General features: G+C 65.8%; 22 protein-coding genes. 9 read left to right on the top strand and 13 right to left on the bottom strand.

What is annotated here, in order from left to right; translation table 11 throughout:
- From ACWJI3_RS11445 to ACWJI3_RS11490, 10 genes are all read right to left on the bottom strand, one after another.
- A complete protein-coding gene (locus ACWJI3_RS11445; RefSeq protein ID WP_094513854.1) occupies positions 1-2,457 on the bottom strand; it encodes a glycogen/starch/alpha-glucan phosphorylase in 2,457 nt (818 codons plus the stop codon).
- A 139-nt stretch (positions 2,458-2,596) separates the two neighbouring features.
- Positions 2,597-3,487, bottom strand: a complete 891-nt coding sequence (locus ACWJI3_RS11450; RefSeq protein ID WP_255100564.1) for a transglutaminase family protein — start codon at positions 3,485-3,487, stop codon at positions 2,597-2,599.
- Positions 3,472-4,545 carry an alpha-E domain-containing protein gene (locus tag ACWJI3_RS11455; protein ID WP_255141324.1) on the bottom strand — a complete coding sequence of 358 codons (1,074 nt, stop codon included), beginning with the start codon at positions 4,543-4,545 and terminating at the stop codon, positions 3,472-3,474. The genes ACWJI3_RS11450 and ACWJI3_RS11455 overlap by 16 nt, the downstream gene beginning before the upstream one ends.
- Positions 4,539-5,978 carry a circularly permuted type 2 ATP-grasp protein gene (locus tag ACWJI3_RS11460; RefSeq protein ID WP_480203781.1) on the bottom strand — a complete coding sequence of 480 codons (1,440 nt, stop codon included), beginning with the start codon at positions 5,976-5,978 and terminating at the stop codon, positions 4,539-4,541. The genes ACWJI3_RS11455 and ACWJI3_RS11460 overlap by 7 nt, the downstream gene beginning before the upstream one ends.
- A gap of 126 nt (positions 5,979-6,104) precedes the next feature.
- Positions 6,105-7,814 carry an urease subunit alpha gene (ureC, locus tag ACWJI3_RS11465; RefSeq protein ID WP_255100563.1) on the bottom strand — a complete coding sequence of 570 codons (1,710 nt, stop codon included), beginning with the start codon at positions 7,812-7,814 and terminating at the stop codon, positions 6,105-6,107.
- Positions 7,815-7,898: 84 nt separating this feature from the next.
- Complete coding sequence (locus tag ACWJI3_RS11470; protein ID WP_094513865.1) at positions 7,899-8,216, bottom strand: urease subunit beta; 318 nt, start codon at positions 8,214-8,216, stop codon at positions 7,899-7,901.
- A gap of 23 nt (positions 8,217-8,239) precedes the next feature.
- Entirely contained in the window at positions 8,240-8,542 is a 303-nt protein-coding gene (locus ACWJI3_RS11475) for an urease subunit gamma (RefSeq protein ID WP_094513867.1), read from the bottom strand.
- A 90-nt stretch (positions 8,543-8,632) separates the two neighbouring features.
- Positions 8,633-9,790: an FUSC family protein gene (locus ACWJI3_RS11480; RefSeq protein WP_480203746.1), complete on the bottom strand. Its 1,158-nt coding sequence runs from the start codon at positions 9,788-9,790 to the stop codon at positions 8,633-8,635.
- A complete protein-coding gene (locus tag ACWJI3_RS11485) occupies positions 9,787-10,017 on the bottom strand; it encodes a hypothetical protein (protein ID WP_233133080.1) in 231 nt (76 codons plus the stop codon). The genes ACWJI3_RS11480 and ACWJI3_RS11485 overlap by 4 nt, the downstream gene beginning before the upstream one ends.
- On the bottom strand, positions 10,014-11,201 hold the full coding sequence (locus ACWJI3_RS11490) for a hypothetical protein (RefSeq protein WP_480203747.1): 1,188 nt from the start codon (positions 11,199-11,201) through the stop codon (positions 10,014-10,016). The genes ACWJI3_RS11485 and ACWJI3_RS11490 overlap by 4 nt, the downstream gene beginning before the upstream one ends.
- 68 nt (positions 11,202-11,269) lie before the next feature.
- Here ACWJI3_RS11490 and ACWJI3_RS11495 point away from each other — a divergent pair, with 68 nt between their 5' ends.
- A complete protein-coding gene (locus ACWJI3_RS11495) occupies positions 11,270-12,778 on the top strand; it encodes a TolC family protein (RefSeq protein WP_480203748.1) in 1,509 nt (502 codons plus the stop codon).
- Positions 12,779-12,788: 10 nt separating this feature from the next.
- On the opposite strand, the gene ACWJI3_RS11500 is transcribed toward ACWJI3_RS11495, so the two are convergent.
- Positions 12,789-13,673 carry an urease accessory protein UreD gene (locus tag ACWJI3_RS11500; protein ID WP_480203782.1) on the bottom strand — a complete coding sequence of 295 codons (885 nt, stop codon included), beginning with the start codon at positions 13,671-13,673 and terminating at the stop codon, positions 12,789-12,791.
- Positions 13,674-13,784: 111 nt separating this feature from the next.
- On the opposite strand from ACWJI3_RS11500, the gene ureE reads away from it, so the two are divergent.
- From ureE to urtE, 8 genes are all read left to right on the top strand, one after another.
- The gene (ureE, locus tag ACWJI3_RS11505; RefSeq protein ID WP_233133081.1) at positions 13,785-14,234 is read left to right on the top strand and encodes an urease accessory protein UreE; all 450 of its coding nucleotides are present in this window, start codon (positions 13,785-13,787) and stop codon (positions 14,232-14,234) included.
- A complete protein-coding gene (locus ACWJI3_RS11510) occupies positions 14,224-14,955 on the top strand; it encodes an urease accessory protein UreF (RefSeq protein WP_255100559.1) in 732 nt (243 codons plus the stop codon). Before ureE ends, ACWJI3_RS11510 begins: the two co-directional genes overlap by 11 nt.
- Positions 14,956-15,013: 58 nt before the next feature.
- Complete coding sequence (gene ureG, locus ACWJI3_RS11515; RefSeq protein WP_094513883.1) at positions 15,014-15,628, top strand: urease accessory protein UreG; 615 nt, start codon at positions 15,014-15,016, stop codon at positions 15,626-15,628.
- A 252-nt stretch (positions 15,629-15,880) separates the two neighbouring features.
- Positions 15,881-17,182 carry an urea ABC transporter substrate-binding protein gene (urtA, locus tag ACWJI3_RS11520; RefSeq protein WP_480203749.1) on the top strand — a complete coding sequence of 434 codons (1,302 nt, stop codon included), beginning with the start codon at positions 15,881-15,883 and terminating at the stop codon, positions 17,180-17,182.
- A 453-nt stretch (positions 17,183-17,635) separates the two neighbouring features.
- Positions 17,636-18,793, top strand: coding sequence for an urea ABC transporter permease subunit UrtB (gene urtB / locus ACWJI3_RS11525; protein WP_480203750.1), 1,158 nt, complete (start codon positions 17,636-17,638; stop codon positions 18,791-18,793).
- Positions 18,794-18,853: 60 nt separating this feature from the next.
- Positions 18,854-19,993 carry an urea ABC transporter permease subunit UrtC gene (gene urtC / locus ACWJI3_RS11530; RefSeq protein WP_094513890.1) on the top strand — a complete coding sequence of 380 codons (1,140 nt, stop codon included), beginning with the start codon at positions 18,854-18,856 and terminating at the stop codon, positions 19,991-19,993.
- A 212-nt stretch (positions 19,994-20,205) separates the two neighbouring features.
- Positions 20,206-20,952: an urea ABC transporter ATP-binding protein UrtD gene (urtD, locus tag ACWJI3_RS11535; RefSeq protein WP_094513892.1), complete on the top strand. Its 747-nt coding sequence runs from the start codon at positions 20,206-20,208 to the stop codon at positions 20,950-20,952.
- Positions 20,953-20,992: 40 nt separating this feature from the next.
- The gene (gene urtE / locus ACWJI3_RS11540) at positions 20,993-21,709 is read left to right on the top strand and encodes an urea ABC transporter ATP-binding subunit UrtE (protein WP_094513894.1); all 717 of its coding nucleotides are present in this window, start codon (positions 20,993-20,995) and stop codon (positions 21,707-21,709) included.
- Positions 21,710-22,074: 365 nt separating this feature from the next.
- Here the strand turns inward: urtE and ACWJI3_RS11545 are convergent, their stop codons facing one another.
- Both ACWJI3_RS11545 and fmdA read right to left on the bottom strand, forming a co-directional pair.
- Positions 22,075-22,347: an FmdB family zinc ribbon protein gene (locus tag ACWJI3_RS11545; RefSeq protein WP_480203783.1), complete on the bottom strand. Its 273-nt coding sequence runs from the start codon at positions 22,345-22,347 to the stop codon at positions 22,075-22,077.
- Positions 22,348-22,617: 270 nt separating this feature from the next.
- Entirely contained in the window at positions 22,618-23,823 is a 1,206-nt protein-coding gene (gene fmdA, locus ACWJI3_RS11550; RefSeq protein ID WP_094513897.1) for a formamidase, read from the bottom strand.
- Positions 23,824-23,939 lie beyond the last annotated feature (116 nt).

Consider the following 23,939-nt stretch of genomic DNA (forward strand, 5'->3'; position numbering starts at 1 on the left):
TCAGTGAGGGGTAGTCCGCAGGCTGGCAGGAATCACGGTGCAGGCATTGATCGGCACCGGCGCCACCTTCCAGATGCGTTCGGCGTACTCGGCGATCGAGCGGTCGGAAGAGAAGAAGCCGCAGCGGGCTGTGTTCAGCACCGACATGCGGCTCCAGCTGGCGGGGTTCTGCCAGGCCTGATCGACGGCGTTATGGGCGCGGCGGTAGTCGCCCATGTCGGCCATCACCCGGAATGGATCGCTGCCGCAGAGGTTGGCCAGCAGCGGGTGGAACAGGTCGCGGTCGCCTTCGCTGAAGTGGCCCGAGCCGATCAGCTCGATCGCTTCGCGGGCGATCGGATCGTTCTCCAGCCAGGGCATCGGGTGGTAGCCGTTGCGGTTGAGCGATTCGATCTGCTCGGCGGTGTGGCCGAACAGGAAAAAGTTTTCGTGGCCCACCAGCTCGCGGATTTCCACGTTGGCGCCATCGAGGGTGCCGATCGTGACGGCGCCGTTGAGCGCCATCTTCATGTTGCCGGTGCCGGAGGCCTCCTTGCCGGCGGTGGAGATCTGCTCGGAGAGGTCCACAGCGGGATAGACCTTCTGGCCGAGGCTGACACTGAAGTTGGGCAGGAAGACCACCCGCATGCGGCCGTCCATGGCCGGGTCCATGTTGACGATCTCGGCGATGCCGCCGATCAGCCGGATGATCAGCTTGGCCATGTGGTAGCCCGGCGCCGCCTTGCCCCCGAAGATGAAGGTGCGGGGCGGCAGGTCCTCACCGTTGCGCAGCCGCAGGTAGCGCTCCACGATCTGCAGCGCGGCCAGGTGCTGGCGCTTGTACTCGTGGATCCGCTTCACCTGGACGTCGAACAGCGACGAGGGGTCCACCAGCACGCCAAGGTCGTGGTGGATGGTGGCGGCCAGCCGCTGCTTGGCCTGATCGCGCACGCTGCGCCAGCGCTCCAGGAAGGCACCGTCATCGGCATGGGCCTCGAGGCCCTTGAGCTCGGCCAGATCCCGCCGCCAGCCGCGGCCGATCGTCTCGTCGAGCAGGCCGGAGAGAAACGGATTGGCCACCGCGATCCAGCGGCGGGGTGTGACGCCGTTGGTGACGTTGGTGAAGCGATCGGGCCAGAGATCGGCGAACTCGGGGAACAGCTGCGACTGCACCAGGTCGCTGTGCAGCTCCGCCACCCCGTTCACCTTCTGGCTGCCCACCACCGCCAGGTTCGCCATCCGCACCTTGCGCTGAGGCCCCTCCTGGATCAGCGACAGCCGCTCCAGCAGCTCGGGCTGGCCCGGGTAGCGGATGCGCACCATGCGCAGGAAGCGGGCGTTGATTTCGTAGATGATCTCGAGCTGGCGGGGCAGCAGCTGGGCGAACAGCTCCAGCCCCCAGGTCTCGAGCGCCTCAGGCAGCAATGTGTGGTTCGTGTAGTTCACGCTGGCGGTGGTGATCGACCAGGCGGTGTCCCAGTCGGCGCCGTGCTCATCGATCAGCAGCCGCATCAGCTCGGCCACGGCGATGGCCGGGTGGGTGTCGTTGAGCTGCACCGCGAACTTGTGGTGGAACTCGGTGACCGGTAGACCCTGCCCCTTGAGGATGCGGAACATGTCCTGCAGGGAGCAGCTCACGAAGAAGATCTGCTGGCTGAGCCGCAGGCGCTTGCCCTGTTCAAGCTCGTCGTTGGGATACAGCACCTTGGAGAGCGTTTCCGACTCCACCTTCTGCAGCACCGCGCGGGTGTAGTCACCGGCGTTGAAGGAAGCGAAATCGAAGGCCTCCGGGGCCTGCGCCGACCACAGCCGCAGCGTGTTGGTGGTCTTGACGCCATAGCCAAGGATCGGCGTGTCGTAGGCGACGCCCAGCACCACGTGCTGGCCGATCTGCACCGGGTAGGTCCACTCGGGGCGAATCACCTCCCAGGGGTTGCTCTGCGCCAGCCAGGGATCGGTGCTCTCCACCTGCCAGCCGTTGCTGATCTGCTGGCGGAAAATGCCGAACTCGTAGCGGATGCCGTAACCGATCGCAGGCAGCTCCAGGCTGGCCAACGATTCCTGGAAGCAGGCCGCCAGGCGGCCGAGGCCGCCGTTGCCCAGACCCGGTTCGGGCTCCTCGGCGATCAGCTCCTCAAGGTCGACACCAAGTTCGTCGCAGGCATCCTTGGCCGCCTCGCGCAACCCCAGGTTCACCAGGTTGTTGTCGAGGTGTGGGCCAAGCAGATACTCGGCGGAGAGGTAGCTGACGGTACGCACCCCTTCCTGGGTGTAGGCCTCGGCGGTGTCGACCCAGTTGTGCAGCAGCTGGTCACGCACCGCCAGCGCCAGGGCGCGGTAGTAGTCGTGGCGGGTGGCCAACGATGGCGACTTGGCCAGGCTGGAGAACAGGTGGCGGCGGATGCCCTCCGCCAGCGCCCGACCATCCGCAGAAGAGAAGTAGTCGCGGTCGGCGGGGGGTGCTGTGGTGGCGGCCATGGGGTGCTTATCAGCAATCGGACCTTCATGCTGCGGACTGAGGCCCTGATGCTGCGCCAACGGTTACCAATTCAGGTTCATTTTCCGTTTGCCGCGCCAGGGACACATGGCCGTGACTGCGGCCGGAATCAAGGCGGGATCAGAGTTGCAGCAGGTTCGGCACGGTGTGTTCCTCGCTCAGCACATCGGCGGTGATCGCCCAACTGAGTTCGCTTTTCACGCCGGGTGGTCCGGAGAAGCTTCCCGACACCGCCGCGGTAAGGCCGGACTTGGAGGAGGTGGCCAGGGGGATGTAGCGGTCGTCGATGGCCCCCTGGCCGCTGGGATCGAAGCCCCGCCAACCGGCACCGGGCAGATACACCTCCGCCCAGGCATGCAGGTCGTAGCGCTGCGGCCTGGGCTCCACCAGGTGATAGCCGCTAACAAAACGGGCGGGCAGGCCCACGCAGCGACAGGCCTCGATCATCAGCACGGCCAGATCACGGCAGGAGCCCACCCGCTCTTTGAGCGTGCGGCCGGCGGGCCAGGCCGGCCCGACATGCCTCTGGGTGTACTTGACCCGGTCCTGGATCATCTCCACCAGCTGCTGCAGGAACATCAGCGCCCGCTGGTCGCTGCCCATCAACGCCTCCTGGGCCAGCTCCACCGCCGCCGGCTCGTGCTGGCCATTGGGCAGCCAGCCATCGAGGGAGCCTTTGAGGTCGCTGTTCAGCAGGCCCACCGGATAGGGCAGCAGGGGCTCGTTCTCCTCCAGGCAGGCCTGCAGCAGGGGCGGCATCTGGGTGTCCACCTCACTGGTGGCGCGGATCTCGAAGCTGTCCGTGCTGCCCGCGAAGCGGGCCCGCAGCACGTCATCACCGCTGGCGGCCACCAGCAGATGCAGCCGGTGGGGATCGGGCGAGAAGAACAGCTCGAAACTCACCAGACGCTGGAACCCGTGGGCCCGGGGCCGCAGGCAGAGGCGATGGGGACCCAGCTGGACCGGCGCGCTGTAGCGATACGAAAGGGTATGGGTTACGCGGGCGCGCATGCCGGGGAGGAGGCGGTGGGCAGGGGTGGCGGGGGCACAGCCGAGGCGCTGGAGGAGGCCATCGACTGGGCCTCGACAGCGCCCGACTGCACGCAGGCTGGCGAAGGGGAGGCGTGGGTGACGGTGACGAAGTAGCGGTCGCTGATCAGACCATGCAGGTGGTTGAGATCACTCTGGAACTGGTCGATCGCTTCATGCAGGCCACGTCCGATCAGCTCGTCGATGCGCACGTAGCTCCAGTTGGCCAGCATCAGACCGGAGAGGCATTCCAGGTCGTCGGGCGGGCCGGGCACCGGGTTGCCGCGGATCACCCGCAGCGACTTGCTGAGGCCTTCGAGGCAATACCGCACCGACCGGGGGAAGATCGGATCGAGCAGCAGGAAGGCCGCCACCGCCTTGGGCTCGATCGCCCGCTGCTGCGACTGGCGGAACATCTGATAGGCCCCGGCCGAGCGCAGCAGGGAGATCCATTGCAGTTCATCGAGCACGCCGCCCACCTCTTCCGGGCTCGGCAGCAGCAGGAAGTACTTCACATCAAGGATGCGGCTGGTCTTGTCGGCGCGCTCCACCAGGCGCCCCAGCTTGCTGAACTGCCAGGAGAGATCGCGGCTGAGCGTGGCATCGGTGACGCCATAGAACAGCTGGCAGGCCCGGCGCACCTCGTGCAGCTGCTCCTGGGCCGGCAGGCGCCAGAAATTGTCGCTTTCCTTGAGTGTGAGATAGAGGTCGTTGATCTGCTCCCACATCTCCGTGGTGATCACCTCGCGGATCTGGCGGGCGTTCTCGCGGGCGGTGGCGATGCAGTTGACGATGCTGCTCGGGTTGTCCGGCTCGCGCACCAGGAAGCGAACCACATCGGTGGGCCCACCATCGGGGTAGAGGCGGTCGAACAGCTCGCGGTCGCCGCTGGCATCGATCAACGGCAGCCAGGGTTCGGCGCTGCCCGGCGGGCAGTCGAGCGCCATCGCCTCGCTCACTTCAAGGAAGCGGGAGATGTTCTCGGCCCGCTCGACGTACCGGTTGATCCAGTAGAGGGAATCGGCGACGCGGCTCAGCATGAGGTCTCATCCACGATCCAGGTGTCCTTGCATCCTCCGCCCTGCGACGAGTTGACCACCAGCGAGCCGCGGCGCAGCGCCACCCGGGTGAGGCCGCCCGGGCTCACCCAGGCCCCCTTGCCCCGCAGCACGTAGGGCCGCAGATCGACGTGGCAGGGGTAGAGCTCGCCTTCGCTGAGCGAGGGCACGGTGGAGAGCTCCAGGGTGGGCTGGGCGATGAAGTTGCGGGGATCGGCCTTGATCTTGTCGGCGAAGGAGAGGATCTCGGCCGGATCGGCGTGCGGGCCGATCAGCATGCCGTAGCCCCCGGCTTCTCCCACCGCTTTCACCACCAGGTCCTTGAGGTGGGCCAGCACGTAGGCCTGGTCCTCGGGCCGGGCGCAGATATAGGTGGGAACGTTCTCGACGATCGGCTCCTCCGCCAGGTAGTAGCGGATCATGTCCGGTACGTAGGCGTAGATCAGCTTGTCGTCGGCAACGCCGGTGCCCGGCGCGTTGGCGATCGCCACCCGGCCGGCGGCATAGGCCTCCATCAGCCCACGCACGCCCAGCATCGAATCGCTGCGGAACACGGCCGGATCGAGGAAGTCGTCGTCGATGCGGCGGTAGATCACATCCACCGGCTCGAGCCCGGCGGTGCTGCGCATCCACACCCGGTTGCCCTCGCAGACCAGATCGCGGCCCTCCACCAGCTGGATGCCCATCTGCTGGGCCAGGTAGCTGTGCTCGAAATAGGCGCTGTTGAACACGCCCGGGGTGAGCAGCACCACCGAGGGAGTGTCGGTCCAGGGGGCCAGTTCCCGCAGGGTCTGGAGCAGATGGGAGGGGTAATCGTCGATCGGCTGCACCGTGGGCCCGGAGAACAGGCTGGGGAACATCCGCTTCATCACGCGGCGGTTTTCCAGGAAGTAGGCCACGCCCGAGGGGCAGCGCAGGTTGTCTTCCAGCACGCGCCAGGTGCCCTTGCCGTCACGGATCAGATCGAGGCCGGACACGTGGCACCAGCGATCCAGCGGCGGCTTGAACCCCGCCATCTGCGGGCGCCAGCCATGGGAGCTGATCACGTCGGCGCGGGGGATGACACCGTCGTTGAGGATCTTCTGGTCGCTGTAAACGTCGGCGAGGAAGCAGTCGATCGCTTCGAGGCGCTGAATCAGGCCCTTCTCCAGGCGCTGCCATTCGCCCGCGCGGATCAGCCGCGGCAGGGGGTCGAAGGGCAGGATCCGCTCGCCGCCCTGCTCACCGGAGCCATTGAGACGAAAGGTGGCCCCCAGGCGCTTGAGCAGCATGCCGGCGGCCGCGTGGTTGCGGTTGATCTCTTCGATGCCCAGCTGGCCCAGGGACGAGAGCAGGGGCCGCAGGGCGGAGCGGGGCTGGGAAGAGGCGCTGAAATATTCGTCGTAGCCCTTTGCGGGCTTGTAGTCGGTGAACATGGGCAGCCGCATCGGGCTCAATCATGAACAGCGGCGCGGGGCCGACCCGTCATGGTTGCTACCGATCAGGCCCGGCCGGCCGCGGCTCCGGCCCGCCCTGATCGGCCCTGGCAGTGAATCCGACCCTCAGAGCAGGAAATAACGCTGCGCCATCGGCAGCACGTCGGCGGGTTCGCAGGTGAGCAGCTCCCCATCGGCGAACACTTCGTAGGTCTGGGGATCCACTTCCACCTTCGGCAGGGCCGTGTTGTTGCGCATCTCGGCCTTGCCGATGCCGCGGGTGTTCACCACCGGCACGCAGGGCCGCTCGAGGCCCAGCTTTCTGGGCAGGTCGTCATCGAGGGCGGCCTGGGAGAGGAAGGTGAGGCAGCTGGGGGCCAGGGCCTTGCCGAAGGCGGCGAACATCGGCCGGCCATGCACCGGGCCGGGGGTGGGGATCGAGGCGTTGGCATCGCCCATCTGGGCCCAGACGATCGAGCCGCCCTTGATCACCATCTCCGGCTTGACCCCGAAGAAACCCGGCTTCCAGAGCACCAGATCCGCCAGCTTGCCCACCTCCACCGAACCGATCTGGCTGTCAAGGCCGTGCACGATCGCCGGGTTGATCGTGACCTTGGCGATGTAGCGCTTGAGGCGGGTGTTGTCGTTGCGCTCCGAGTCGCCCGGCAGGGCTCCCCGCTGCACCTTCATCTTGTGGGCGGTCTGGAAGGTGCGCGTGATCACCTCGCCGACGCGGCCCATGGCCTGGGAATCGCTGGCGATCAGCGAGAAGGCGCCGATGTCGTGGAGGATGTCTTCGGCGGCGATCGTTTCGCGGCGGATGCGCGATTCGGCGAAGGCCACATCCTCCGGGATCGAGGGATCGAGGTGGTGGCACACCATCAGCATGTCGAGGTGCTCCTCCAGGGTGTTGCGCGTGTAGGGGCGCGTGGGGTTGGTGGAGCTGGGCAGCACGTTGGCTTCGCCGCAGATGCGGATGATGTCCGGCGCGTGGCCGCCGCCGGCGCCTTCGGTGTGGAAGGTGTGGATGGTGCGGCCGCCGATGGCGCGGATCGTGTCCTCAACGAACCCCGCTTCGTTGAGGGTGTCGGAGTGGATCGCCACCTGGATGTCGAAGCGATCCGCCACGGACAGGCAGCAGTCGATGGCGGCGGGGGTGGTGCCCCAGTCTTCGTGGAGCTTGAGGGTGACGGCACCGGCACGGATCTGCTCCTCGAGCGCCTCGGGGGTGCTGGCGTTGCCCTTGCCGAAGAAGCCCAGGTTCACCGGCAGCCCCTCGGCGGCCTGCAGCATGCGGGCCATGTGGAAGGCGCCGGGGGTGCAGGTGGTGGCGTTGGAGCCCGTGGCCGGGCCGGTGCCGCCACCGAGCAGGGTGGTGACCCCGCTGGCCAGGGCGGTTTCCACCTGCTGCGGACAGATGAAATGAATGTGGGTGTCGATGCCGCCGGCGGTGAGGATGTGGCCCTCGCCGGCGATCGCCTCGGTACCGGGACCGATGACGATCGTCACCCCATCGGTGATGTCGGGGTTGCCCGCCTTGCCGATCGCGCAGATCCGGCCGTCGCGCAGGCCCACATCGGCCTTGACGATCCCCCACCAGTCGAGGATCAGAGCATTGGTGATCACGGTGTCCACGGCACCCCCGGAGCGGGGGGTCTGGGCCTGACCCATGCCGTCGCGGATCACCTTGCCGCCGCCGAACTTCACCTCTTCCCCGTAGGTGGTGAAATCCTTCTCCACCTCGAGGAACAGCTCGGTGTCGGCCAGCCGCAGCCGGTCGCCGGTGGTGGGGCCATAGGTTTCGGCGTAGGCCCGCCGATCCATCCGATAGGGCATGGCTGAGGAAAGTCGAGGAGGACGGTGGGGGGTGGCCGGGGTGGCCGTCGCAGGGCAAGGGCAGCGCGCGCTGGTGGCGCCGCTTCAGTCGAGCGGGCCGTTGACCAGGCCGTTGAAGCCGAAGACCCGGCGCGCGCCGGCCAGGGGGATCAGCTGCACCTCCCGCTGATCACCGGGCTCGAAGCGGATCGCCGTGCCGGCCGGGATGTCGAGCCGCTGGCCGCGGGCACTGTCGCGGTCGAACACCAGCGCGTCGTTGGCTTCATAGAAATGAAAGTGGGAGCCCACCTGCACCGGGCGGTCGCCGCGGTTGGCCACATTGAGCGTGGTGACGGGCCGGCCGGCGTTGAGTTCGTGGCTGCCGGGCTCCGGCAGCAGTTCGCCAGGGATCAGAGGAGACATGCAGGCGGAGCGATCAGGGGGGATCAGCGGATCGGGTCGTGGAGGGTGACGAGCTTGGTGCCGTCGGGGAAGGTGGCCTCCATCTGCACCTCGGGGATGAGTTCGGGAACGCCCTCCATCACCTGGTCACGCCGGAGCCAGGTGCTGCCCTCCTCCATCAGCGCGGCCACGCTCTTGCCATCGCGGGCGCCTTCCAGCACCTGAAAGCTGAGCCAGGCCACGGCTTCGGGGTGGTTGAGCTTGAGACCGCGACCCAGGCGCCGTTCCGCCAGCAGGGCCGCGGTGACGATCAGGAGCTTGTCCTTCTCCTGGGGGGTGAGATGCATGGGGGACGCAATTGCCGGCCACACTCTTGCAGCGGCGCGGGGCTGGAGCAGGTTCAGCAGGAACGTTCGCAGCGCCGGCAGCGGCGTCGGTCATGGCCCCACCGGCGTTGCCTGCGCAGGCGGCCCAGGCACAGGGGGCAAGGCGGGAGGCACCTGCCCCGTCCAGCGGGCCTCCTCCAGCGCCGCCGGATACAGCCGACGGGCAGCGTCCTGCGCAACCGGGCTGCGGCGCAGCAGGGCGCGGTATTGCTGCAGTGCGGAGGTGGGCCGGAACAGCAGGCCCGCCGCCACGGCCAAAGCGGAGCCCAGCAGGTAATCCAGCCAGCGGTGAGGGATGTACCAGGCCACCAGCGGTCCGTAACCGACAAAGGCCACCCCGCTGGAGATCAGCGCGGTGCGCAGGTACGCCTCGCCCTGCAGCGCCACCACCAGCGCCGCGGTTCCGCCCATGACCACGGCGGTGCTGAGCGGGCTGAGGCCAAAGCTGTCAAACACCAGCAGCGGCATCAGCACACCGAGGCTGACTCCCACCATGCGATCGCGCACCCGGGCCAGGGTGGCGCCGAGGCTGTCGTTGAGCAGCAGCACCACGCCGAAATAGAGGTATTTGGGGGCGACGGCGCCGAGGCCTTCCCCGATCGGCAACGCCAGTACGGCCACCACCAGCTTGCGCCAGAAGAACGGCGAGGCCAGACCCGCCGCCAGGCGCGCGGCCAGCGGCGGGTCGGCGGCAGCCGGCTCAGGCTCCTCCGCTGGCGCCTGGTGCCCCGCCGGACTCCACACCACCTGCACGACACTGCCGACCACGAGCCCGAGCGCGATGGCGGCCAGTTCGTTGCCCAGGCTCAGCCAGCTGCTGGTGGCGTTCAGCAGCGGCAGCACACCGGTGATGGCGAGCACGTTGCCGAGCGGCCGCAACGCGCCGGGCAACAGCAGCATCAGCACCTGCATGAGCGCGACCACCAGGCCGAACACGAACACCTCCGGCGCTCCGGCGAAGGCCTCACCGATCAGCAGCCCGATCGCCATCGAAAGGCCGCTCAGCCCCACCAGCACCGGGTACACGGGCAGGGGCCAGCGGCTGAAATCCGGGCGCACCACCAGCGCCGCCACGATCACCCCGTAGGCGGCCGCGCCGCTGTCGAGGCCCAGGCCGGCCGCCAGCGCCGCGGTGAAGCCGCTGGCCTGGGCGATCACCAGGGCGGCACGCAGGCCCCGCGAGGGCAGCGGGGCTGCGGCGCCGGTCACCGAGGCCGGCCGCCGAGGGCCTGGATCCAACCCACCAGCAGCACCACCCCCAGCAGAGCCACCCAGAACCACAGCCGGGGCGGACTGCTGGCGGCCGCCAGCGCCAGCAACAGCAGGGCCAGCCACGGGGCCGGGGCCGCCCAGGGCGCCAGCCAGGGGACCAGCGACTGCCTCAACGGGCGGCGGCGGGCGCGGGCGGCGACGGCCTCAACGCGGGGGTTGCTCATCGCTCGGTCCCCCCCAGCCAGCGCAGAAACGGCAGCACGAAGCTGACCAGGGGACGCCGCTCCAGTTCAACCCGGGCCAGGGCCGGCGTGCCGTTCTCGAGCTCAAGATCGGGGCCGTTGCCACCGCTCCAGCGCAGGCCGCTGGGGGTGGCCGCCGGCTCCAGATCCACCAGCACCAGCATCACCGGCGCGGTGACCTTGTTGCCCAGGGTGGCGAGCGGATCGCCGCCTTCCCCGAAGGCCTCCTGGCGGCTGCGGGCCGCCAGGCTGGCCGCCAGATCGCTGTCGCCCAGCACATGGGTGAGCGCTTCGGCATCCAGGGAGATCGGTGACAACGAACGGATGCGGCCCGTCAGCGCGCCGTAGCGCTGCGCGGTGCCGCCGTAGCGGTCACGGCTCTGAAGCTGGGGTTCCACCTGGACCCGGGCTCCGGGCCGCAGGCGGCTGGCGTCGGCCTCGGTGAACAGGGTGATGGCGGTGCGGTGGCGTGACACCGCCTGCGGAGGGGCTCCGACTACCGCGATCCGCTGGCCCGGAACCACCGCCTGCCCCGGGGCCACCAGCAGCGACAACAGCGTGCCGGCGCGGGGGGAGAACACCTGCTGGCTGACCAGCTGGGCCTGCAGTTCGGCGCGGCCGGCCTCCAGCTGGGCGATCTGACCTTCCAGGGCACGGATCTGGCTCCGGTTGCGCAGGTAGAGGTCCTGAGCGCCCACCCAGAGCGGGCTGTAGCGCGGAATCACCTCGTCGCGCCGCAGCGATTCGAGGGCGGCGAGCTGTTGGCCGATCGGCTGATTGCTTGTGCGCAGGGTGTCGATCTGGCTGCGCATCGCCTGCTGCTGGAGATCGATCGCCTGGTTCTGGCGCCGGATCGCCTCAGGGTTGGCCGCCACCCAGCCGCCCCCCGGTGCCGCCTGATCAACCCGATTGATCGTGGCCAGCAGCTGGCCCTGACGCAGCGGCGCCCCCACCTCCGCCGCCAGGCGCTGAATCTGGCCGGCGGAGCGGGCATAGACGCCGGCGCGGCTGTCCGGCTCCATCAGCAGGGCGCCGCCATGCACCAGCACAGGCACCCCGGGGGCGAAGGCCCAGGTCAGCGCCAGGGCACTCACGGCCGCGATCGGCAGCAGTCGGGGCAACAGCGGCGCTGGCGCCGTGGTGGTGCTGGCCGGCGCTTCGGGCATTCGCCACAGGCCCGAAGGGCACCACCGAAAGGAGCACGTAGGGTACGCGCCACGTCCGGTGGTGTCGATTGGTTGGCCGCAGCTGCCGAGGCCAGATCGCCTGGTGGGCCATCGCCTGGCCGCTGCTGACGGCCACCGTGGCCATGCCAGCCACAGCGGCCACACCAGGCCCGCCTCCGGCCGTGCTGCGCCTCAGCCTCGAGCAGGCGCTGGCCCTGGGGCTGGAGCGTTCGCTGCCGCTGCAGAGCGCCGCGGTGGCCATCGAGCAGAACCGCTCGCTCGTGGCACTGGCCAGCAGCGCCTTCCTGCCGAAGCTGGATCTGCTGGGCCTGGGCACCTACGCCCAGGTGGGCACCGACATCAACTTCATCAGCAATGTCTCCACCATCGGCGACCTCAACCTCAACCTGGGCAGCCAGGGGTATGCGGTGGTGCAGAACGCCTTCGGCAATCTCGGTCTGGCGCTCAGTTATCCGCTGATCGATTTTCGCCGTGGCCCGCTCAGGGATGCCGCCAGGGCCAACCTGGCGGCCGCACGGTCGCAGCAAATGGAGCAGCAGCGGATCAGTCGCTTCGCCATCACCGCCGCCTACCTCCATCTGCAGCTCGCCGATGCATTGATCCCGGTGTGGCAGCGGTCGCTGGACGTGTCCACGCGGCTGCGCCGGGACGTGAACGCCATCCGGGCCCGCGGCCTGGCCAGCCGCAGCGACAGCGCCCAGGCCGAGGCCTTGCTCGAGAACGACCGGCGCGGCCTGGCAGAGGCCGAAGCCCAGGTGGAAATCAGCCGCAGCGGGCTGGCGCGACTGCTTGCCCTACCCGCGGATCAGGCCGTGGCCGCCACAGATCGCCTGCAGCCCGGACCCGCCTGGGGACAGGACCTGCCCAGCACAATCCGCCGCTCACTGCTGGATCGCCCCAGCCTCGCCGCGCTGGAGCAGCAGCGCCAGGCCCAGCTGGCCCAGGTGCAGCTGGCCAGGGCCGCGCGGCTGCCGTCGGTGGGGCTGTTGCTCGGGGGCGGCATCAATGCCAACCGGATCAACCTGCCGGTGCTGTCGACCAGCACCACCGTGGGGCTTTCCTCGGGCCCCAGCGCCGCCTTGCCGCAACAGAGCGCCGGCGCCAGCCAGTCGGGCAGCTTCTACGACTGGGGCGCCCTGATCAGCCTGCGCCAGCCCCTGTTCGACGGCGGCAGCGCCCGGGCCGCCACCGCCGTGGCGCAACGGCAGGTGGAGCAGCAGCAAATCGCCATCGCCAGCGCCGAGCAGGCAATCATTCAGAACGTGGAAACCTGGTGGCAGACCCACCGCGCCACCGCCGCTCAGATCACCGCTGCCGCCGCCGCCGCCCGTGCCGGTGAGCTGGCGGTTCGCGATGCCGAGTTGCGCTATCGCGCCGGCATCAGCCCGATCCTGGAGGTGATGATCACCCAGCGGGATCTGCAGCTGGCCCGCACTGCCCTGGCGGTGTCCATCCACCGCTGGAACCTCAGCCGCGCCGGCCTGGAGCTGGAGACCGGCGCCGCAGAGCCCCAGCCCAGCACCGCAATGCCAGCGCCCAGCCCCACAGCGCCCTGACACCGCCGGCTCAGCCGAACGGCGACTCCTGGAACGGCCACACCCGCGGGAGCTGGGGCGGCGCCAGCCCCCGTTCGGCGCGAATGCGCGCCCAGAGGCGCGTGAACCAGTAGCGGGCCGCCTGGGTGGAAGGGCCCCGGTAGCGGGCCACCAGGCCCTGATCGAGGCGGCCGCAGGCCATCTCCCCCACCAGACCCTGGCGGTCGTCGCGGCAGCGCAGCAGCAGTTCCTCGCTCACCGGCGCCGGCGCCGCCCACACAAGGCTGCCGAAGACCGGAGCACCGCCCAGCCCGTGGGCGTGATCGAGGCTCCCGCCGCCCAGCTCCAGCCGATCGACCACGCTCCAGCGCCCTTCGCGGCGGATCGCCAACGAGGAGCGCCAGCGACCGGCGCCGAGGGATTCACCATCGGCGCTGCGGCCGAGCCGCACCACTTCGGCGCCCAGCCAGCTGGCTCCAGCCGCCAGCTCCACCCGGCTGTCCTGCTCGTAGAGCGCGCCGGCGTACAGCACCAGCTCCTGGGGCAGCCATTCGAGATCGGCACCGTCCTCCAGGCGGAACGCCAGCAACTGCCGCGCCCACTGGCCCTCAGGCGCCAGGCGGGAGCGGCCGATCGAGCCATAGACCTTCTGCGCCGCCACGCTGGTGACCAGGGCCCGGCTGCCGGCCTCCAGCCGGGTGTCGATCGCCAGCTGATCGCCGCCCACCAGGCCGCCGGCGGTGTGCAGCAAGGGCAACTCACAGCGGCCATCGGCGCGGCTGAAGGCGCGTTGGATCTTCAGCGGCGAGGTGGCTCCCCCCTGGTGCAGGGTGAGCGGCGCCGAGGGCGAGAGGGCGAAGCGAAGACTGGCCTCACCACGCCAGCTGCTGGTGGATGGGGGCGGATCCGCAACGATGACGTGGGCCAGGAGGGGAAGGGGCGGTGGGGCGATGCTGAGAGCGAAGCGGTGGTCATCAGGTAGCGGTCGTCACATTTCTCGCCCCTGCCCGTGGCGATGGTGGGGCGCATGATCGTCCTTGACCGGCGCCTGAGCGCCCCGCCCGACGCCCCCTCCAGCCTGCGGCTGCCGCTCAGCGCCCAGCAGCGCGAGGGGCTGCGCGGCCATCGCCGCACCACCTGCGGCCAGGATCTGCTGCTGCAGTTGCCGCGCGGTGAAGCGCTCGAACCCGGCGAGTGGCTGAACAGCAGTGAGAGCGGCGTGGTGGTGCAGGTGGAAGCGGCTCCGGAGCCGTTGCTGCTGGCCCGCAGCGCCGACTCCCTCCAGCTGCTGCAGGCCGCTTATCACCTCGGCAACCGCCACGTGGCGCTGGAGCTGCACCCGGGCGAGCTGCGCCTGCTGGAAGATCCGGTGCTGGAGGAACTGCTGCGCCACCGCGGCTTGGCCGTTCTCCACCTCGACGCACCGTTCCGGCCGGAACCGGGCGCCTATGCCGGCAAGGGCGGGCATGCGCACTGAGCCCCCAGCCCAGGCCGGCGCGGCGCCGACCCGGTTGCTGTTGTTCCAGCTGATCAGTCCGGCCCTGCCGGTGGGGGCGTTCAGCTATTCGGAGGGTCTGGAAGTGCTGGTGCAGCAAGGCCGGATCAACTCCGCCGAGGCGCTGCACGGCTGGCTGGCGGCGGAACTGCAGCGGGGGACGCTGGGCGTGGAGGCAGCGGCCCTGGCGCCGCTGCTGCAGGCCATGGCGGCAGGGCAATGGAGCGCCGTGCACGATCTCGACGGCTGGCTGCTGGCCCTGCGGGAAGCCCCGGAGGTGCGCGCCCAGCAGCGCCAGATGGGCCGTTCCCTCACCCAGTTGCTGGGCGAACTGGGCTGGCGGCTACCGGCCGACGCGGGCCAGGGGGCGGCCACCACCTCTGCGGCATCCGCATCCGCGCAGGGGCTGGCCTGGCCGGCGGCCTGGGCCTGGGCCGGCCACTGCCTGGGTGTTCCCAGCACCGACCTGGTGGAGGCCTACCTCTATGCCTGGGTGGCCAGTCAGATCAGCGCGGCGGTGCGGCTGGTGCCCATCGGCCCCACCCAGGGGCAGGGGCTGCAGCTGCGCCTGGCACCGCTGCTGGCGCAGCGGGCCGCAGAGCTGGCCCACACCGATCCGCACACGATGTGGTCAGGCGGTGTGGGCGCGGGGCTGGCCCAGCTGGGGCACGCCGAGCTCTACTCACGGCTGTTCAGAAGTTGAGGCGAGGCGTAGCTGGGCACCGGTGGCAGGATTGCGCCCACTCGTCTGAAGCAACGCCATGAGCAAGCTGCGTGTCGGCGTGGCCGGACCGGTGGGCTCGGGCAAGACAGCCCTGGTGGAAGCCCTGTGCCGGCGGCTGCGCGAACGGCTGCAGTTGGCCGTGGTGACCAACGACATCTATACCCAGGAAGACGCCCAGTTCCTGACCCGTGCCGGTGCGCTGGAGCCGGAACGGATCCGCGGGGTGGAAACCGGTGGCTGCCCCCACACCGCCATCCGCGAAGACTGCTCGATCAACCGGGCGGCGGTGGAAGACCTGGAGGAGAGGTTTCCGGATCTCGACCTGGTGCTGGTGGAGAGCGGTGGCGACAATCTGGCGGCCAGCTTCAGCCCTGAACTGGTGGACCTCTGCATCTATGTGATCGATGTGGCGGCCGGCGACAAGATCCCCCGCAAAGGCGGGCCGGGCATCACCCGTTCTGATCTGCTCGTGATCAACAAGATCGACCTGGCGCCGATGGTGGGAGCGAGCCTCGAAGTGATGGAGGCGGACACCCGCCGCATGCGCGGTGATCGCCCCTGGTGCTTCACAAATCTGCGCAGTGGCGAAGGCCTTGATGCGGTGGAACGTTTTCTTTGCCGGCAACTTCCCGCTCCCGGGTCTTCGCTCTGATCGTTGCCATCGGAGCCGGCACTCGGCAGCGGCTGCGGCGTGCAAAGACATGAGACGGCGAACCGCCCCTGGAGGCTGAACAGGGAATCAACACAGTGGCGGCGGCAAAGGGGGAAGCAATACCCAAAAAGCCCGTGCACAGGGGCTCTTCAGCCGTTTCTGTGCCTTTGGCGACAGGACTGACAAGACCGGCTCCGTATGTTCCGCAATGCCGTCAGCACTGCGGCAATTTCTTCACCTTGAACAGGCCCAATGGTTCCGTATTTCTCGAGGCGGCTGGTTGCCGGTCTTGCTGCAACTGCGATCACGGTATCCCTCGTCGCCTGCGGGGGCGGTGGCGGTGGGGATAGCGCTGGTTCTTTCGACGGAGAAGTGAAGGTTGGCATTCTTCACTCTCTGAGTGGAACGATGGCAATTTCTGAGACGACCCTGAAAGAGGTCGAAGAAATGGCTATCAAGGAAATCAATAATGCTGGCGGCGTCAAAGTTGGCGGCAAGTCCTACAAAATCGTTCCCGTCATTGAAGACGGTGCATCTGACTGGCCCACCTTCGCTGAGAAGTCGCAGAAGCTGATCGACTCCGACAACGTGGCCGTGGTGTTCGGCGGCTGGACCTCCGCCAGCCGCAAAGCCATGCTGCCGGTGTATGAGTCCAAGAACCACATGCTCTTCTACCCCATTCAATATGAGGGTCAGGAGTGCTCCCGCAACATCTTCTACACCGGCGCCGTTCCCAACCAGCAGGCCGAGCCTGCGGTGGATTGGCTGATGAAGGAGTACGGCGAAAAGCTGGGCAAGAAGGTCTACCTGGTCGGTTCTGACTACGTCTACCCCCGCACCGCCAACACCATCATCAAGGAGCAGATGAAGGCGCTCGGCGGCGAAGTCGTCGGTGAGGATTACATCCCCCTCGGCAACACCGAGGTGGCGCCGATCATTGCCAAGATCAAGAAAGCCTTCCCTGATGGTGGCATCATCATCAACACCTTGAACGGTGACTCCAACGTCGCCCTGTTCAAGCAGTTCAAGGCTGCAGGCATCGATCCGGCCAAGTACCCGATCATGTCCTTCTCGATCGCAGAAGAGGAAATCCGCCAGATCGGCCCTGAGTACACCACCGGCACCTTCGCCGCGTGGAACTACTTCATGAGCCTGGATACACCGGCTTCGAAGAAGTTCGTTGCCGACTTCCAAGCGGCCTATGGGGCTGACCGTGTGGTGGGTGACCCTGCAGAGTCCGCCTACAACATGGTGTACCTGTGGAAGAACGCCGTTGAGAAGGCTGGCACCTTCGAAGATCTCGACAAGGTTCGGAAGACCATGATCGGCATCACCTTTGATGCCCCTCAAGGTGAGATCAAGATGTTCCCGAACCATCACACCTCTGAGCGTGTGATGATCGGCGAAGCCCTGCCCGATGGCCAGTTCAAGATCCTCTCTGACAGCGAGAAGGCCATTCCGCCCATCCCCTGGAACCAGTTCGTTCCTGAAACCAAGGGCTACACCTGCGACTGGACGCAGGACCGCCCGGATGCCGGCAAGTTCAAGATGTGATCGTGCCTGGGTGGCTTCTTCGGAAGCCACCCTTTCCTTTCACTTCTCCATTTCCTGTCTGGCCTGAGATTATCTTCGGCATTGAAGCCTGCCTATCACTTTCGATAGCGCCTTCGATCGCCCCAGCCCTCAGGACATCATGTTCACGAGACTTGCAGACAACACCAGAGAGATCAGCCAGTAACGGATTGTTCTCTCTGGATTTATCATTTTTCAGACGATTCCAGCCATTGCTTCGGGTATTGAAGCGGCCTACACGGAGGTGGCACCATCTTGGCGTCTGTCCATGCACCGGCTGATGGGCTCAGGCCAATCTGTCGCTGCGCTCCTGACGCTCTGCAGAGAGGCCCCGATCAAGCTTCACGCACAAAAACAGTTCGCAATATCACTTGATACAGCCGCAAGGCTCCTGTTGATCCAAGGTTAATCCCACTCGCACGGAACAGCCCCCCAGTGGAACTTTTCTTCTCGCAGATTCTTGATGGCTTGAGCATCGGCTCGGTGCTGCTGCTCGCCGCCACGGGTCTCGCCATCGTGTTTGGCCTCATGGGGGTCATCAACCTGGCTCATGGTGAGTTCATGATGCTGGGTGCCTATATCACCTTTGTGGTCCAGAACCTGTTTCGGCCCATGGGCGGTGTGGTGTTTGAGCTCTACTACCCCGTGGCACTGGTGGCCGCTTTCTTCATCACCGCCATCTTCGGCGTGGTGCTGGAGCGAACCCTGATCCGCAAGCTGTATGGAAGACCACTTGAAACCCTGCTGGCCACCTGGGGGGTGAGCCTGATCCTGATCCAGCTGATTCGCAGCATCTCCACCTCCATGGTGATCGGCATCGCAGCAGCTGTGGTCATCGGCTTCTTCGGTGGGAAGTTTCTCAGCAAAAAAATCGGTGATCGTCCCGCATTCCCCTATCTCAACGGGGTGCTTTGGGCCGTGGCTGTGGCCATCGGCCTGGTGGTGGTGAATTCCTTCTCCTCTGTGCGGGCCATCGCCAGCCCCTGGTTCGGGCCGCGCAACATTGACGTGACCGCACCCAAGTGGCTGCAAGGCAGCTGGGGCGAGATCGGCGGAATTGAACTGCCTGGCCTGAGGATTTTCATCATTCTGTTGTCGGCAGTGCTGCTGCTGTTCGTGATGTGGTTCCTCACCAAGAGCGTGTGGGGCCTCCGCATCCGGGCTGTCACCCAGAACCGGCAGATGAGCAACTGTCTGGGGATTCCCACCGACAGCGTCGACAGCATCACGTTCGGACTCGGTTCAGGTCTGGCAGGAGTCGCCGGCTGCGCCATCACCTTGCTGGGATCCGTGGGCCCGAACCTGGGAGCGGCCTACATCGTGTCCTGCTTCATGGTGATCGTGCTGGGGGGCGTGGGCAACCTGCTGGGCACGGTACTGGCTTCTCTGATCCTCGGCATCATTCAATCGGTGGTGGGTTCCGGATCGCTGTTGATCGTGTTCCCGGATATGCCGCCTGCGGCCAAAGGGGTGGTGGAATTCTTCGCCACAACAAGCATGTCGCTGGTGCTTGTATTCATCTTCATCATTGCCTTCCTGCAGTTCCGCCCCAACGGCATGTTCCCTCAGAAGGGGAGATCGGTAGATGCTTGATGCGCCGCTGCCAACAACCAAGCTCCTTCCATCTGCTCCGTCTCCACTGAGGTCCCAGCCATGAAACTTCTCAAGCGACTCGTTCCCTGGATTCTCCTCGCCATCGCGCTGTTCATCCTTCCAGCGGTCCTCAGTGATTTCCGCATCAACTTGTTTGGCCGCTATTTCTCACTGGCGATCACAGCGCTTGCTATCGACCTGATCTGGGGCTACACGGGGCTTCTGAGCCTTGGGCAAGGGATCTTCTTCGCCCTGGGTGGCTATGGGGTAGCGATGTACCTCACCCTCAACACCCCCAGTGAAGCGGGCGGCAACGGCATCCCCAAATTCTTTGAGAACTACGGCGTCGAACAACTGCCCTTCTTCTGGCAGCCCTTCTGGTCGCCCGCCTTCACTCTGATCGCCATCTGGGTGCTGCCCGCAATCGTGGCAGGGCTGGTTGGCTACCTGATCTTCAGAAACCGAATCAAGGGAGTGTACTTCTCGATCATCACCCAGGCGGCGTTGATGGTCTTCTTCCACTTCTTCAACGGCCAACAGAAGCTGATCAATGGCACCAACGGCCTGAAAACCAGCACCACCGAGCTGTTCGGCATGCTGGTGGGCTCCAGCGAGATGCAGATCTGGCTCTACCGCCTCACGGTTGTTCTCATTCCTGTCGCCTTTCTGATCTGCCGCTATTTCACCTCCGGCCGCTTCGGCGATGCCTTGATTGCCATCCGAGATGATGAGCAACGCTTCCGTTTCGCTGGCTTCAATCCCGTTCCCTTCAAAACGATCGTCTTCCTGGTTGCCGGCGCGCTCTGCGGTATCTCAGGCGCTCTTTACACCGTTCAGAGCGGTATTGTCTCCCCGCAGTACATGTCGATCTCCTTTTCGATTGAGATGGTGATCTGGGTGGCTGTGGGGGGCCGCGGCACCTTGGTGGGGCCGATCATCGGCGCCGTTCTGGTGAACTATCTGCGCAGCCTGGTGAGCGAAGCGCTTCCCGAGTTCTGGCTGTTCGTGCAGGGAGCGCTGTTCATCTTCGTGGTGGTGCTGATGCCGGATGGAATCTACGGCTGGGTGTCCAAAGGAGGCCTGCGCACCCTGCTGGCCGCCTTCGGCATCGCTCCCAAAGCTCGTACCTATCCCCAGATCGACCAGGAGGGCCCTGGCATGGAAATGAAGAGCCCCGCCCCTACCGATTCCTCGGCCTGAGGCCTAGGCCGCTGGCTGGCCGGAGGAAGCCCGACGACGTCAAGGCCAGACATCAAGGCAGAAAGTCAATGATCCTGGGCTACCACCCTCACGGCTCCATCAGATCCATCCACTCCATCCTCATCCCATCGGGCCCTTCAGCTCACACGTCCACCAGGCAAACCCGCTGCCCAGCCCCCCTTCCACAGACCCCCTGAAACACCCTGGCGATCATGTCTGAAACACTCCTTGAACTTCACGACGTCAGCGTCAGCTTTGATGGTTTCTTCGCCCTGACCGATCTTTCACTCACCCTGCAGAAAGGCGAACTGAAGTCGATCATCGGGCCCAATGGCGCCGGCAAGACCACCTTCCTTGATGTGATCACAGGCAAGGTGCGCCCCACCAAGGGCACTGTCACCTTCAAAGGAAAGTCGTTGGTGGGGCTCTCCGAGCAGAAGATCTCAAGGCAGGGAATCGGCAGGAAGTTCCAGACCCCACGGGTGTTCGACAACCTCACGGTGCTGCGCAACCTGGAACTGGCCGCCTCGCCGAACAAGAACCCCCTCAGCCTTCTCTCCGACAAGCTGCCGAAGGCCGCCAAGGATGAGGTGCATCGTCTGATGAGCTACGTGGGCCTCACCCCCTTCGCCACCACTCAGGCGGGTTCCCTCTCCCACGGGCAAAAGCAATGGCTGGCGATTGCTTCCCTCGTGGCTCAGTCGCCGGAGGTGCTACTGCTCGACGAGCCCGTGGCCGGGCTCACCGATGAAGAAACGGTTCGTACCGCTGAATTGATCAAGTCACTGGCGGGCGATCACACCGTTGTGGTGATCGAACACGACATGGAATTCATCCGGGACCTCAATGCCCCCGTCACCGTGCTGCACCAAGGGCAACTGCTCACCCAGGGCCTGCTGGAGGATGTGAAGAAAGATCCCCGCGTGATTGAGGTCTACCTGGGCCCAGCCGAGGAATAAGCGGTTTCCACCACTCGCCTGACACCAACCCACAGCTGCCATGACAACCGACAACCTCCTTTCCGTCTCTAACCTCAACGTTTACTACGGCGAAAGCCACATTCTTCGCAATGTGGATCTCTCCATCCCTAAAGGGCAGATGGTGTGCCTGATCGGTCGCAACGGCGTGGGCAAAACCACGTTCCTCAAAACGATCATCGGTCTGCTCAAGCAACGCTCCGGCAGCGTCCAGTACGACGACCAGGCTCTGAGTGATCAGCCCCCCTACCAACGGGCCCGCTCCGGCATCGGCTATGTGTCCCAGGGGCGTGACATCATTCCGCAGGTGACGGTGAAGGAAAACCTTCTGCTGGGAATGGAAGCGCTCCCGGGTGGCATGGCGAAGAACCGCCACATCGACCCTATCGTGTTTGATCTGTTTCCAATTCTCGAGAAGTTTTTGTCCCGCAAAGGCGGTGATCTGAGCGGCGGACAACAGCAACAGCTAGCCATCGCTCGCGCTCTGCTGGGCAAGCCGAAATTGCTGCTGCTGGATGAGCCCACCGAAGGCATTCAGCCGTCCATCATCCACGACATCGAAGTGGCGGTGAAACGGATCATGAAGGAAACCGGAATCAGCGTGCTGCTGGTGGAGCAACACCTTCACTTCGTGCGCCAGTCCAACTACTACTACGCCATGCAACGCGGCGGCATCGTTTCAAGTGGCCCCACCGAGAGCCTCTCCGATGATGTGGTCCAGGAGTTCCTCACCGTGTGAGGGCTCTCCAAGGGAGCGCCCTTTTGCATACAGGCTGTTTGTTGCATCCGGCCCGTTGCATACTGCTGTTGCATATGGCCTGTTGCATACGGCCATCCGAATGCAACGCTATGCAGCATGGATGACACATCTTTGCAGTCAACTGTGTAATCACAGGTGTCAACTCTCCCGTGCAGCTGTTTGGATGCCAGCCGGTTACGTGCAACCCGTTTACGTGCCAGCTTCTTTCCGATCAGCTCCTTGCATGCGGTGGTCTCAGCCGCCAGAGTTGGAGGCCATGACCGACCATGGTGCGAGCTGCACGAGCTGCAGCCTTTCTGCCTGCTGACTCCTGTGACTCCTTCCTCCTGACTGCTGCCCGCGGCTCAGCAGCCGCGGGTGACCATCCAGGGGCGAGCCGCACTTTCCCTGAGCCGGGGCTTGGGGCTTTCTTCGCGCACTTCCTTGCGAACCAGCCGGGGTTCACTGGCTTCCTGCTTGAGGCGGAAGCCACCGGACAGTGTCATGGGCGGGCTGAACACTCTGTTACCGGGATTGCCACAACTCGGACAGTCCGTATCGTTCTGGCGGGCGTCGATGCTGCGCCACACCTCGTAGTTGTCGCAGCCGGAAGCGCAGCTGAATTCGTAGACAGGCATGGAGAAGAGGAGAAAAACAGGGAGGACCAGCTGGCGGGTCGTTTTCAAAGAACCGAGTGATTCCCGCAACAACCCTGCTGCGCTGATGGGAGTTGGAGCCGACAGCGACAGGGGAGGCGGCGGCCCGCAGGGATGGCCGTAGCCGTCACCAACAACGTTGGCGACGGCTACGGCCAGCAGAGGGGGAGGGAGCCATGACGTGGAGCCGGCGTGGAGCCACCGAACACCCACCTTGCCGAGGCAGAGGCGGCGGTGGCCCCTTGCGGGCCATCAACAGGGAAGAATGTCCTGGTCGAAGATGGAGGTGGGAATCGCCAGGGTGCAGCAGGCATTGGGAATGTCCACGATGCCGCTGATCCTGCCCTCCACCGGCGCACAGCTCAGCAGCAGGTAGGCCTGCTCACCGGTGTAGCCGAAGCGCTTGAGATACTCAATGGCGTTCAGGCAGGCGCGTCGGTAGGCGATGTGCACGTCCATGTAGTGCTGCTTGCCTTCGAATTCATCCACGGAGATGCCTTCGAACACCAGATAGTCGGTGAAGTGGGGCTCCACCGGGCTGGTCTTGAACATGGGATTGACCATCCCATACTTTTCGACGCCACCTTTGATGATCTCCACATGCAGATCGAGGTAGCCCGACATTTCAATCGCGCCACAGAAGGAAATTTCCCCATCGCCCTGGGAGAAGTGGATATCGCCCATCGAGAGCTTGGCGCCTTCCACATACACGGGGAAGTAAATGCGCGTGCCCTTGGTGAGGTTCTTGATGTCGCAGTTGCCGCCGTGCTCACGGGGCGGCACGGTGCGGGCCGCTTCGTTGGCCACACGCTCGAAATCGGCGCTGGGCAGCGTGCCGAGGATGGCGCTGTTGGGGTTGGGCAGGGCCGCCAGCACGGGCTCGCTGCCGGAGAGGCCGGCGCCATAGGTGCGCCGATCCGGGGCCGTGTTCACCAGCTCGGTTTCGCGGCGGTTCCATTCCCGCAGCAGCTCGTGGGAGGGCGCACAACCGATCAGGCCGGGGTGGGTGATGCCGGCGAAACGCACACCGGGGATATGGCGCGATGAGGTGTAGATGCCTTCGAAATCCCAGATCGCTTTGGCTGCCTTGGGGAAGTGATCGGTGAGGAAGCCGCCGCCATTCTCTTTGGCAAAAATCCCGGTGAAGCCCCACTCATCTCCCTGCAGCGCACCCACATCAAGGATGTCAACCACAAGAATATCGCCAGGTTGAGCTCCATTCACCCAGATCGGGCCGCTGAGCACGTGCACCACTTCCAGGTTCACATCAGCGATATCCTGGGGGTCGTCATTGTCCTTGATCTGGCCATCCGTCCAGTCCTTGCATTCGATCCGGAAAACCTCACCGGGGTTGACAGAAACGACGGCGGGGATATCGGGATGCCAGCGGTTGTGGCCCGGCATGTCCTGTTGATCCATCGGCTTGGTGAGATCAACCTTGAACAGCGTTTTTGGCATCGCAAACGAGGCGTGGTTTCATCTCCATCGAAATCCACAGGTGGATTCGCGGAAGTGTCATCGGCTACCAGACCCACCCAGTTTGGCTGCGGCAACACAGGCGTGCATGCCGCAGC

This window comes from Marcopretia estuarina LEGE 06307, from assembly GCF_056633115.1.